Source organism: Variovorax sp. GW821-FHT09D05 (assembly GCF_059416325.1).
Genome location: NZ_JBWKOZ010000008.1, coordinates 357,685 through 369,705, shown reverse-complemented (window position 1 = coordinate 369,705; position 12,021 = coordinate 357,685). Strand labels below are relative to the sequence as shown.

Below are 12,021 nucleotides of genomic sequence, written 5' to 3'. Positions count from 1 at the left end.
AAGGCCAGCAAGCAGGCGCACAATGGCTCGAACCCTTGGCGCAGGCGCATCCTGAATCAGCCATGGTGGAGTGAACATGTGAGGGGATGAAGCGCCGTGCCGGGGGCTACGCAAGGAGCCGCGCCATGACCCGCTTCATCGATGTTCACAGCCTGGTCCGCCTGGTGGACGAGACCGGCATTCCCCAGTTCCTCACCGCGCTGGCCGACGCGCTGCGCGACGACTTCCTGCGGTGGCGCGAGTTCGACAAGAAGGCGCGCGTGGCCAGCCATTCGCATCTGGGCGTGATCGAGCTGATGCCCGTGGCCGACGACGGCGCCTATGCCTTCAAGTACGTCAACGGACATCCGCACAACACGCAGGTCGGGCTGCCGACAGTCATGGCTTTCGGCGTGCTGGCGGAAGTCGATACGGGCTATCCGGTGCTGCTGTCGGAGCTCACGCTCACCACCGCGTTGCGCACGGCCGCCACCTCGGCCATGGCGGCGCAGGCCTTGGCGCGGCCCGATTCGCGCAGCCTCGCGCTGATCGGCAACGGCTCGCAGAGCGAGTTCCAGGCGCTGGCTTTTCATGCGCTATTGGGCATCGAAGAAGTGCGCGTGTTCGACACCGACCCGCACGCCACCGACAAGCTGGTGCGCCACCTGTCGGCCTGCACGTCGCTGGACATCATGCGCGCGCACTCCGTGGCCGATGCGGTGCGCGGCGCCGACATCGTCACCACCGTCACCGCCTGCCAGGGGCGTGCGACCGTGCTCACGCCGGACATGATCGAGCCGGGCATGCACATCAACGCCGTGGGCGGCGATTCGCCCGGCAAGACCGAACTGCACCCCGACGTGCTGCGCAGGGCGCGCGTGTTCGTCGAGTACGAGCCGCAGACCCGCGTCGAGGGCGAGATCCAGCAGATGCCCGCCGACTTTCCGGTGCACGAGCTGTGGCGCGTGCTGCTCGGCGAAGTGTCCGGCCGCGAGACCCCCGCACAGGTCACGCTGTTCGATTCGGTGGGCTTCGCGCTGGAGGACTACACGGCGCTGCGCTACATCCAGCGCCTTGCCACGGAGCGCGGCATCGGCCAGCAGATTGCGCTGGTGCCCGAGCTCGATGACCCGAAGGACTTGTTCGGCCTCACGGCCTCGGGCCGGCGCCGGGCGGTGCTGCGGCGTGCGGCATGATGGGCGGCTTCACCACCGCCGATCCTGCTTTTCTCCATGCTCACCATCTACAACGACCAGCACGTTCTTCATCAGGGCAAAGTCGAGATGTTCCGCGGCGAACTCGTGCCGTGCTTCGAGGTGCCCGCCCGCGTCGATCATGTGAAGCATGAGCTGGAGCGCAGGGGCTTCGGCACGCTGCAGGCGCCCGATGCCTTCGACGAGGCGCTGCTGGCCAAAGTGCATGCGCCGCGCTACCTGGACTTCATCGCGCATGCATGGGACGAGTGGGTCGCGCTCGACCCGACCAACGTCTCGCGTGATGCGCTGCCTTCGTACTGGCCCACGCGCGGCATGCGCACCGACGTGCTGCCGAAGAGCTTTCCGGCGCGCATGGGGCTGTTCTCTTTCGATGCGGGCACGCCGCTGATGGCCGGCAGCTGGGCGGCGGCGCGGCATGGCGCGGCCTGTGCGTGGACTGCGGCGCAGCGCGTCATTGGCGGCGAGCGCGCGGCCTTCTCGCTCTCGCGGCCGCCGGGCCACCATGCCGGCGCCGACTTCTTCGGCGGCTATTGCTTCCTCAACAACGCCGCCGTCGCGGCGCAGGCGCTGCGTGACGCGGGCGTCGAACGCGTGGCCGTGCTCGATGTGGACTACCACCACGGCAACGGCACGCAGGCCATCTTCTACGAGCGCAGCGACGTGCACTTCGCGAGCCTGCACGGCGACCCGCTGACCGACTACCCGTATTACCTGGGCCACGCCGACGAGCGCGGCGCGGGGCAGGGCGAAGGCTTCAATCACAACCTGCCGCTGCCGCGCGGCACGGACTTCGCGGCCTGGCGCGCGGCGCTGAAGGCCGCGCTCGAGCGCATCGCGGCGGTGAAGGCCGGCGCGCTCGTGGTCTCGCTCGGCGTCGACACCTTCGAGGGCGACCCGATCTCGGGCTTCAAGCTCAAGAGCGACGACTACCTGCGCATGGGTGAAGACCTGGCGCGCGCGGGACTGCCGACGGTGTTCGTCTTCGAGGGCGGCTACGCGGTGGCCGAAGTGGGCGTGAATGCGGTGAACGTGCTCGAAGGTTTCGGGCAGGCGTAGCCCTGCCCGCCTCTCGTGCTGCGCTGACGCGCAGGCGACTCGGATGCCGCGAATGGCCCTGTTTTCCCCGGGAAATCAGGGGAGCCCCGATTGCCTTCCCCAACGGGGCGGGGCCCAATCGGCGCTTTCAAAGTCAGGATCCAGTCAGCCATGCTCCGCCGCACCACATTTCTCCGCGCCGCCGTCGCGCTTGCCGCTTGCGGCCTTGTTTCTCCCATGGCGGCGTTCGCGCAGGGCTTTCCCGCCAAGCCCATCAAGCTGGTGATCGCCTTCCCGGCCGGCGGCCCGACCGACATCACCATGCGCCAGCTCGCGGAGAACGCGAGCAAGATCCTCGGCCAGCCGGTGATCATCGACAACAAGCCCGGCGCGGGCGGCACGCTGCCCGCGCAGGCGCTGCAGACCTCGCAGCCCGATGGCTACACCGTCGCGCAGATCCCGCTCGGCGTGTTCCGCCTGGGCTACACCACCAAGATCAACTGGGACCCGCTGAAGGACATCACGTACGTCATCAACGTCACGGGCTACGCCTTCGGCATCGTCGTGCCGGCCAACAGCCCCTTCAAGACCTGGGCCGACTTCGTTGCCTACGCCAAGGCCAACCCCGGCAAGCTCACCTACGGCTCCACCGGCACGCTGACCAGCCCGCACCTGACGACCGAGATCGTCGCGCAGAAGGCTGGCATCGAGCTGCAGCACGTGCCCTACAAGGGCAGCGCCGACCTGATGCTCGCGGTGGTCAGCGGCCAGCTGATGGCCGCCGCCGACAGCACCGGCTTCGCGCCGCAGGTCGAGGCGGGCAAGCTGCGCGTGCTGAACACCTGGGGCGAGAAGCGCCTGGCCAAGTTCCCCGACGCGCCCACGCTGAAGGAGCTGGGCTACGACGTGGTGCAGAACTCGCCCTTCGGCATCGGCGCGCCCAAGGGCACGCCGCCCGAGGTGGTGAAGAAGCTGCACGACGCGTTCAAACAGGCGATGGAAGAGCCGAGCTACGTGACCGCGCTGGGGCGCTACGACATGCTGCCGAACTACATGAGCTCGGCGACGTACACCAAGTTTGCGCAGGAGACGGTGGTGAGGGAGAAGGTGATCATCGACAAGCTGGGGCTGGCGAAGGAAGTCAAGACGAACTGAGCACGAACAGTTCGTCCACCAGCCGCGCCGCCAACTCCGGCTTCACCGGGTCCGCTCCAAACACAAGGCGAAACACGATCGGCGCAATCAGGTGATCGATCACCTGCTGCGGCTCCGGCGCGTGCTCGCCGCGGGCGCGTGCCTGCTCGACCAGCGTCAGCGCCTCCTTGCGGCGGTTGCGCAGGCAGTCGGTGTCCGAATCGCCGTTGGCCAGCGCGGCCGCGGCTTTCAGCAGCGAGGTGTTGCACGGCTTGGCCAGGTGCTCGATGAGTTCGCGCGCCCAGGCTTCGAGGTCGGCCCGTAGCGCGCCGGTGTCTGGCAGTGGGCGGTTCGGGTCCAGCCGGTGGGTGGCCGTCTCCGCCAATAACCCCTGCAGATCGCCCCAGCGCCGGTAGATGCTGGAGGCGCTGACGCCCGCGCGCTCGGCCACTGCCGGCACCGTCACACGCTCCCGCCCTTGTTCGGCCACGAGTTCTTCAAGGGCGGTGCGCACCAGCGCCTGCACCTGCGCGCTGCGGCCGCCGGGGCGTTTGTGGGGAAGGGCGATGTCGTTCATGTTCGGACTTTAACGCAAAGATATTTGCTTTAGTTGATTCCCAGGTCTAGAATCACAAAAGCAAAAAAAGTTGCGTTAAGGATTCGCCATGCCATCCACCTGCCCCGACCTCGCGGTCAGCACCTCCGACCTCGCCGCCCGCGCCAAGCCCTGGCGCTTGCCGGCACGCGCGGCTTTTCCGTTGCTGGCCGCCGTGCTGTTCGCCTTCTTCTTCGCGGCGGCTGCACCGTCGCCGCTGTTCGTGGTGTTCCAGCACGCCTGGCACTTTTCGTCATCGCTGCTCACGGTGGCTTTTGCGATCTATGCGATTGCGTTGCTGATCTCGCTGCTGGTGGCGGGTTCGCTGTCTGACCACATCGGGCGGCGGCCGGTGGTGCTGGCGGCGCTGGTGCTGCAGGCGGTGGCGATGGGGCTCTTCCTGCTGGCGCACGGCATCGGCGGGCTGATCGTCGCTCGCGTGGTGCAGGGCGTGGCCACGGGCATCGCTAGCGGCGCGCTGAGCGCGGCGGTGGTCGAGGCTGCGCCGGCTTCGCGCAAGCGGCTGGGGGCGCTGATCACGAGCGTGTCTCCGCTGGCCGGCCTGGCGTTGGGCGCGTTGCTGACGGGTGTGGCGGTGAAGTTCTCGGTTCAGCCGGTGATGCTGGTTTTCGGCGTACTGGCCGCGGTGTTCGCGCTGGGCGCGGCGGTGGTGCTGTGGATGCCCGAAACCGTCACGCCGCGCGCCGGTGCGCTGGCCTCGCTGGTGCCGCGCGTGTCGATTCCCGTGCGCGCACGGGCCGAGTTCGTGCGCGGGCTGCCGGTGTTCGTCGTGGTGTGGGCGCTCGGCGGGTTGTATCTGTCGCTCGCGCCGTCGTTGATGCTGCATGTTTTCGGCATCGACAACGGCGTGGTCAACGGACTCACGGTGGCGGTGCTCTCCGGTATGGGCGCGATCGCGCCTACCTTGCTCGGCCGCTTCGCTGCACCTCGCCCAGCCATCCTCGGCATGGCCAGCATCGCGGTCGGGCTGGGGCTGCTGCTCGCCTCGCTTGCCACTCGTTCGCTCGCGCTGTTCTTCGTTGGCACCGCGGTGGCGGGCATCGGCTTCGGCGGTGCGTTCTCGGCGCTGGTGCAAACGCTGGCGCCACTGGCGCAATCGCACGAGCGCGGCGAACTGTTCGCGGCGATCTTCGTCGTGAGCTATCTCGCGTTCAGCCTGCCCGCGATGCTGGCGGGCTTCCTGGTGGCGCCACTGGGGTTGCTGAATACGACGGAAGGCTATGCGGCGGTGCTGCTGCTGATCGCTGCTTTCGGCGTCTGGAACCAGTGGTCGGTGTTACGCCGTGGCGCGCATTGACGCGCAATGGCGCGCAAGGGCGCGCAGCTCACACATGTCAAGTGCGGTATCCCTTCGTCAATTAAGCGTTAACCCTATGTAATTCATTCGTCTTCTAGCGAAGAAACACTCGGATGCAGTCCTGTGGCGCAAAGGCCCGGACTTCTTAACTGTCGCGCCCGATACGGAGCGGCGAATTCCCCATCCTGGAGTGATACGAATGAAAAAATCCCTGCTTGTTCTGGCCACCCTTGCGGCTTGTGGTGCCGCGTCGGCGCAATCGACCGTAACGCTGTTCGGCGTGGTCGACGCCGCCTACCGCAACGTATCGAACAAGAGCGAGTCGACGAACCCCTTCGGCCCCTTCTACAGCGTGAAGGCCAGCCGCACCGAACTGGCCAATTCGGGCCTGAGCTCCAGCCGCCTCGGCTTCCGCGGCGTGGAGGACCTGGGCGGCGGCCTGTCGGCCAGCTTCTGGCTCGAGTCCCCGATCACCAACGACGACGGCGCCACTGGCCTCAGCAATTTCAGCCGCCGCTCGACGGTGAGCCTTGCCGGCAGCTTCGGCGAAATCCGCCTCGGCCGTGACAAGACCGCCACCGTGCTGAACGAAGAGCAGTTCGATCCGTTCGCCGACACCGGCATCGGCGGCTCGCTGATCATCGACGCCAACGAAACCAGCGTGTCGGGCACCGGCTACGGCAGCAACAGCACGTACAAGCGCGCCGGCAACATGGTGCAGTACTTCCTGCCGCGCAACCTGGGCGGCTTCTACGGCAACGTGGGCTACAGCCTGCATGAGCTCACCCGCACCTCGCCGGACTCCGTGGCCGGCGCCGACAAGACCAACACCGGTCGCCACATCGGCGGGCGCGTCGGCTATGCAGCCGGCCCGCTCGACGTGGCCGCCAGCTATGCGCAGAACGACACGAGCTTCACGACTGGCTCCGGCGCCGCGGCCGTGGCGCGCCCGGGCAAGATCAAGACCTTCAACCTCGGCGCAACCTACGACTTCGGCGTGGCCAAGCTGTTCGGTGAGTACTCGCGTTCGAAGGACCAGCGCGACCCGCTGAATGTCTTCACCCGTGTGCCGGACGTGGACCTGACCGGCTACCTGATCGGCGTGACCGTGCCGATCGGCCCGGGCCAGATCCGTGCTTCGTACTCGCAGGTCAAGTACGACTTCAACCGCGTGCCGGCTCTCGGCGTCTTGAACGCCCCCGATCCGAAGTCCAACAAGCTCGCACTGGGCTACGTGCACAACCTGTCGAAGCGCACCGCGCTCTACGGCACGATCGCGCGCGTCAGCAACAAGAACGGCGCGGGCAACACGGTCGGCGCCGGCCCGTCGTATGTCGTCGCGTTCAACCGGGCCGCGCTGCAGCCCAAGTCGTCGATGGGCTACGAGTTCGGCATTCGCCACGCGTTCTGAGCCGGGTAGTCAGTCCTCTCGAGTTTTCTCCAAGGGTCTCCAGGCCGATCCTTTTAGCCCGCCTCGTGCGGGCTTTTTTTATTTCCTTGTTGCATTCGTGCCGACAGCACGGCGCGCGCCGCCTCTGCAAAACCCGAGCCGCGCTCGCCCTGCGTCACGTAGCGCGGCAGGTGCTCCAGCTGCGGTACGAAGCGCGCGACGTTCGCCACGCCGATGCTGTGCGCGAAGGTGCGAAACATCAGCTGGTCGTTGGTGGAGTCGCCCACGTAGGCCCAGCGGTCCATTTCGTCGTCGAGCGTGCGGCCCCACAGTTCGCGCACGATCCAGCGCGCGCCTTCGAGCTTGTCGTTGTCGCCGTACCAGCCGTTGATGTGGATGCTGCTCACGGTTGCGTGCATGCCCTCGCCGCGCATCAGCGCCACCACCTGCGCGATGGTGGCGTCGCTGAGCTGCACGAATTCGCTGTGGTCGATGGCGATGTCGGTCTCGCGCCCCGGCGAATCGGTGGCGCGCCCGACGCCCGGAAATTCGCGCTCGATGCGCGCCAGCACGGTCTGCATGCGCGCGAAGTTGGCGGCGCGGGTGGCCGCATCCTGCTGGTAGCGCTTCCAGACCCGGCCGCCGGCCGCTGGCAGCAGCGCAACTGCACCGTTCTCCGCCACGATGGCATCGACGGGCCAGGCATTGACGAAGGGCAGGCTCCAGCCCACCGGCCGGCCGGTGATTGCCACCACGGACAGCCCCGCGGCCTTGAGATCGCCCAGCGCCTGCAGCGCATCGGGCGTGATCGCGCCGTCGTGGGTCAGCGTGTCGTCGATGTCGGTGAAGACGCCGACGAGCGCGCTGCGTGCCGTCGCCTCCCAGCGGGTCAGCGGCAGCAGGTGGTGGGGCGAGGCGGGCAGCGAGGGCATGGCGAGGAATGTTGGGGAGAGTCGGTGATCGTACTTGTGCCTTCTTCGTGTAGCATCCCGCCCCCGCCGCGCCATCGAGGCCGGCGCGGCGCCCTTCATGCCCCACATCCTCGTCGACCACCTCCGCAAGACCTACCGAATCTCCGAGCGCGACCCCGGCGTGATGGGCGCGCTGCGCGGGCTCGTGCAGCGCCGCCATCGCACGGTGGAGGCGCTGTCGGGCGTCTCGTTCTCGCTCGAGCGCGGCGAGTTGCTCGGCTTCATCGGGCCGAACGGCGCGGGCAAGTCGACCACGATCAAGATCCTCTCGGGCATCCTGCGGCCCGACGGCGGGCGCGTGGAAGTTGACGGGCGCGACCCGTTTGCAGACCGCGAGCGGCACGTGGCGCGCATCGGAGTGGTCTTCGGCCAGCGCACGCAGCTGTGGTGGGACCTGCCCGTGGGCGACGGCTTCGACCTGCTGCGCGACATCTACCGCGTGGACCCGGTGCGCTATCGCCGCACGCGCGACGAGCTGGTCGCGCTGCTGCATCTGGAGCGTGTGCTCGACCAGCCGGTGCGCCAGCTCTCGCTGGGCCAGCGCATGCGCGCAGAAATTGCTGCGGCGCTGTTGCACGAACCCGACATTCTTTTTCTCGACGAGCCGACCATCGGGCTCGACGCGCCGTCGAAACTCGCCGTGCGCGACTTCGTGCGCCGCGCCAACCGCGAGCGCGGTACCACCGTGCTGCTGACCACGCACGACATGCATGACATCGAGGCGCTGGCCCGCCGCGTGATCGTCATCGGCCACGGCCGCGTGCTGGCCGACAGCCCGGTGGAGGCGCTGCGCGCGCAGGTGATGGCCGAGCGCCGGCTGGTGGTCGACTTTGCGCAGGACGCCGAGCTGCCCGTGGAAGTGGCCGGCGCACGCGTGCATTCGCGCGACGGACAGACACTGGTGCTCGACTTCGACCCGGCGCAGACCGCCGCGCCCGCGCTGATCGCGCGCATCGCCGCTGCGCATGCGGTGGAAGACATCCGCCTCGAAGGGCTGGCGATCGAAGCCGTTATCGCGCGCTTCTATGCCATGCATGGAGCGGCCGAGGCATGACGGCGACCAGCCCGCGCGATCTTGCGAGGCCCTACTTCGCGGCCTTCGCGTCGCGCTTCCTGCAGATGCTGCAGTACCGCACCGCCGCGCTCGCCGGCTTCGCCACGCAGTGCTGGTGGGGTGGCATCAAGGTGATGGTGTTCGCGGCCTTCTACGGCCACGCGGCCACCACGGGCGCGAGCAGCTCGATGTCGCTCGCGCAGGCCATCACATACACCTGGCTCGCGCAGGGGCTGCTCGTGCTGCTGCCCTGGCTGGGCGACCCGGAGGTGGGGCAGGCGGTGCGCACCGGCGCCGTCGCCTACGACCGGCTGCGGCCCGTCGATGCCTATGCGCTGTGGTTCGCGCGCAGCGCCGGCTGGATCGCGGCGCGCGTGCTGCCGCGCGTGGCGCTGATGGCTGCGTTCGCGATGGTCGTGCTGCCGCTGGCCGGCCTCGGCGAGTGGGCCTGGCAACTGCCGGCGGGCGTTGCGGCGGGGCTCGCATTCATGCTGTCGGCCGTGCTCGCGCTGCTGCTTTCGACGTCGATGGTGATGCTTCTGAATGTGGCCGCCACCGCCGCGCTCAACGAACGCGGCATCAGCGCGGTGGCCACGCCGATGGTCATCGTGCTCTCGGGCAACCTGCTGCCGCTAGCGATGCTGCCCGATGGCTGGCAGACCGCGCTGCTGATCCAGCCGCTGGCCGGTTTGATGGACATTCCGGCTCGCCTGTACTTCGGGCAGCTGCAGGGTTGGCAGGCCGTCGGCGGCTTGGGGCTGCAGGCTTTCTGGATCGCGGTGCTCGTGGCCTTCGGCCATTTCGCCATGGGCCGCACCATGCGCGGCCTGCAGGTGCAGGGCGGGTGAACGCGATGGGATCGCTTCCGCTTTTCTTCCGCTTGGTCGGCGCGTCCATCGGCGGGCAGGCGCGCTATCCGGCCTCGGCGCTGATGCTGACCGTCGGCCAGTTCCTCGGCTCCGGCATCGAGGTGGTCGCCGTCTGGGCGCTGTTCCATCGCTTCGGTGAAGTGCAGGGCTGGCACATCGGCGAGGTGGCGCTGTTCTACGGGCTGGTGAACTGCATGTTCGCGCTGGCCGATGCGCTCGGTCGAGGCTTCGACGTGCTCGGCACGGAGTTCCTGCGCACAGGTGCCTTCGACCGCCTGCTGCTGCGCCCGCGTTCGCTCGCGCTGCAGTTGATGGGCAACGACTTCCGCATCAGCCGCGCAGGGCGCTTGCTGCAGGGTGTGGCGGTGATCGTGTTCGCCACGCATCAGGCGGCCATCGCATGGACTCCGGCCACGGTGGCGATCGCCCTGTTCGCCGTTGCCGGCGGCGTCGCGCTGTTCCTGGGCATCCTGGTGCTGCAGGGCACGCTGTCGTTCTGGACCGTCGAGAGCCTGGAGATCGCCAATGTGCTGACTTACGGCGGCGTGCAGGCGGCGCAGTATCCGTTGGCACTGTATGCGCAGTGGTTCCGCCGCGTGCTGACCTTCATCGTGCCGCTGGCCTGCGTGGCTTATTACCCGGTGCTGGCAATTCTGGGCAAGGCCGATCCGCTGGGGGCGCCCGGGTGGGTGGGCATGGTGTCGCCGCTCGCGGGATTCGTGTTTCTCGCGGCGGCGTTCGGGGCTTGGCGCTTCGGGTTACGCCACTACGCCTCGACGGGCAGCTAGCGTGCCATCAACCGGCGCTCTGCAGCGCCAACCCCGCATGCTCCCGCAGCGGATGAAAGTGGATCTTCGGAAATCGCTCCTGCGCCAGCCGCACGTCGTACGGCGACGTGCACAGGAAGGCCAGCGTATCGGCCGCGTCCTTGGCCATGCGCACCGGGTACGCGTTGACGAACTCGCGCAGCTCAGCCGGCGTGTCAGCCGTGATCCAGCGCGCACCGGTGTACTGGCAACCTTCGAGCCGCACGTCGGCGTCGTACTCGGCCTTCAGGCGGTGCTGCACCACTTCGAACTGCAGTTGGCCGACCGCGCCCAGCAGCATCGGGCCGCCGACCTCGGGGCGGAACACCTGGATCGCACCTTCCTCGCCGAGCTGGGCCAGGCCCTGCTGCAGCTGCTTGGTGCGCAGCGGGTTCTTCAGGATCACGGTCATGAACAGCTCGGGCGCGAAGAACGGCAGCCCGGTGAACTGCAGGCTCGCGCCGTCGGTGATGGTGTCGCCCAGCTGCACGCCGCCGTGGGTGGTAAAGCCCACGATGTCGCCCGCGTAGGCCTCTTCCACCGCCTCGCGGCGCTGGCTCATGAAGGTCACCACGCTGGTGGGGCGCAGTTCCTTCGAGGTGCGCTGCACCTTGAGCTTCATGCCCGGCGTGTACTTGCCCGAGGCCATGCGCACGAAGGCGATGCGGTCGCGGTGGTTGGCGTCCATGTTGGCCTGCACCTTGAAGACCACGCCCGCGAAGTCCTTGTCCTCGGGCTGGATCTCCTTCACCACCGGCTGGCGGTTGACCATGGTGGTGCTGGTGCGCGACTGCGGCGAAGGCGCAAGGTCGACCAGCGCGTCGAGCACTTCCATCACGCCGAAGTTGTTCACGCCGGAGCCGAAGAACACGGGTGTCTGCTTGCCGGCCAGGAAGGCTTCGCGGTCCCAGGTGGGCGATGCGCCGGTGGCCAGCTCCATGCTGTCCATGGCGGTCTCGAAGTCGGCGCCGAAGCGCTTGGTGAGCGTGTCGCGCTCGCTCAGCGGGATGGTCTCGAAGTCCTGCGGCAGACGTTCGCTGCCCGACTCGAACACCGTCATCGCCTGCGTGCGCAGGTTCATGATCCCTCGGAAGGTCTTGCCCTGGCCCACGGGCCAGGTCATGGGCACGCAGGGCATGCCGAGCTCGCGCTCCACCTCGTCGAGGATGTCCAGCGGCTCGCGCACTTCGCGGTCCATCTTGTTGACGAAAGTGATGATGGGCGTGTCGCGCTGGCGGCAGACTTCGATCAGCCGCCGCGTCTGCGCTTCCACGCCGTTGGCCGCGTCGATCACCATCAGGGCCGAGTCGACGGCGGTGAGCACGCGGTACGTGTCTTCCGAGAAGTCCTTGTGGCCGGGCGTGTCGAGCAGGTTGATGACGTGGTCGCGATACAGCATCTGCATGACCGACGAGGCCACCGAGATGCCGCGCTGCTTTTCGATTTCCATCCAGTCGGAGGTGGCATGGCGCGAGGCCTTGCGCGCCTTCACCGAGCCGGCGATCTGGATCGCGCCAGAGAAAAGCAGCAGCTTTTCGGTCAGCGTGGTCTTGCCGGCGTCAGGGTGGGAAATGATCGCGAAGGTGCGGCGGCGGCGGGTTTCGGCAACAAAAGACAAGGTGGGCAATCTGCGGGGGAATGCCGCGATTTTAG

Annotated in this window: 11 protein-coding genes; 8 read left to right on the top strand and 3 right to left on the bottom strand. The window is 67.9% G+C overall.

What is annotated here, in order from left to right; translation table 11 throughout:
- Nucleotides 1-125: 125 nt before the first annotated feature.
- The 3 genes from ocd (at nucleotide 126) to AC07O3_RS23275 (ending at nucleotide 3,386) form a co-directional block, all read left to right on the top strand.
- Nucleotides 126-1,175, top strand: coding sequence for an ornithine cyclodeaminase (gene ocd, locus AC07O3_RS23285; RefSeq protein ID WP_495340442.1), 1,050 nt, complete (start codon nucleotides 126-128; stop codon nucleotides 1,173-1,175).
- Between the two features lie 36 nt (nucleotides 1,176-1,211).
- A complete protein-coding gene (locus AC07O3_RS23280; protein WP_495340441.1) occupies nucleotides 1,212-2,252 on the top strand; it encodes a histone deacetylase family protein in 1,041 nt (346 codons plus the stop codon).
- Between the two features lie 150 nt (nucleotides 2,253-2,402).
- Nucleotides 2,403-3,386: a Bug family tripartite tricarboxylate transporter substrate binding protein gene (locus tag AC07O3_RS23275; RefSeq protein ID WP_495340440.1), complete on the top strand. Its 984-nt coding sequence runs from the start codon at nucleotides 2,403-2,405 to the stop codon at nucleotides 3,384-3,386.
- Here AC07O3_RS23275 and AC07O3_RS23270 read toward each other — a convergent pair.
- The gene (locus AC07O3_RS23270) at nucleotides 3,373-3,942 is read right to left on the bottom strand and encodes a TetR/AcrR family transcriptional regulator (RefSeq protein WP_093056718.1); all 570 of its coding nucleotides are present in this window, start codon (nucleotides 3,940-3,942) and stop codon (nucleotides 3,373-3,375) included. The genes AC07O3_RS23275 and AC07O3_RS23270 overlap by 14 nt on opposite strands.
- A gap of 88 nt (nucleotides 3,943-4,030) precedes the next feature.
- Here AC07O3_RS23270 and AC07O3_RS23265 point away from each other — a divergent pair, with 88 nt between their 5' ends.
- Both AC07O3_RS23265 and AC07O3_RS23260 read left to right on the top strand, forming a co-directional pair.
- Entirely contained in the window at nucleotides 4,031-5,278 is a 1,248-nt protein-coding gene (locus tag AC07O3_RS23265; RefSeq protein ID WP_440532787.1) for an MFS transporter, read from the top strand.
- A gap of 199 nt (nucleotides 5,279-5,477) precedes the next feature.
- Nucleotides 5,478-6,689, top strand: coding sequence for a porin (locus AC07O3_RS23260; protein ID WP_495340439.1), 1,212 nt, complete (start codon nucleotides 5,478-5,480; stop codon nucleotides 6,687-6,689).
- A 53-nt stretch (nucleotides 6,690-6,742) separates the two neighbouring features.
- Here AC07O3_RS23260 and AC07O3_RS23255 read toward each other — a convergent pair whose 3' ends face one another.
- Complete coding sequence (locus AC07O3_RS23255; RefSeq protein ID WP_495340438.1) at nucleotides 6,743-7,600, bottom strand: HAD-IIB family hydrolase; 858 nt, start codon at nucleotides 7,598-7,600, stop codon at nucleotides 6,743-6,745.
- A 97-nt stretch (nucleotides 7,601-7,697) separates the two neighbouring features.
- Between AC07O3_RS23255 and AC07O3_RS23250 the strand changes: the two genes are divergently transcribed.
- The 3 genes from AC07O3_RS23250 to AC07O3_RS23240 are packed head-to-tail and all read left to right on the top strand — an operon-like array spanning nucleotide 7,698 to nucleotide 10,350.
- A complete protein-coding gene (locus tag AC07O3_RS23250; RefSeq protein WP_495340437.1) occupies nucleotides 7,698-8,693 on the top strand; it encodes an ABC transporter ATP-binding protein in 996 nt (331 codons plus the stop codon).
- Entirely contained in the window at nucleotides 8,690-9,541 is an 852-nt protein-coding gene (locus tag AC07O3_RS23245) for an ABC transporter permease (RefSeq protein WP_495340436.1), read from the top strand. Before AC07O3_RS23250 ends, AC07O3_RS23245 begins: the two co-directional genes overlap by 4 nt.
- A 5-nt stretch (nucleotides 9,542-9,546) precedes the next feature.
- The gene (locus tag AC07O3_RS23240; protein ID WP_495340435.1) at nucleotides 9,547-10,350 is read left to right on the top strand and encodes an ABC transporter permease; all 804 of its coding nucleotides are present in this window, start codon (nucleotides 9,547-9,549) and stop codon (nucleotides 10,348-10,350) included.
- Nucleotides 10,351-10,357: 7 nt separating this feature from the next.
- Here AC07O3_RS23240 and AC07O3_RS23235 read toward each other — a convergent pair whose 3' ends face one another.
- Nucleotides 10,358-11,986: a peptide chain release factor 3 gene (locus AC07O3_RS23235; RefSeq protein ID WP_093056711.1), complete on the bottom strand. Its 1,629-nt coding sequence runs from the start codon at nucleotides 11,984-11,986 to the stop codon at nucleotides 10,358-10,360.
- Nucleotides 11,987-12,021 lie beyond the last annotated feature (35 nt).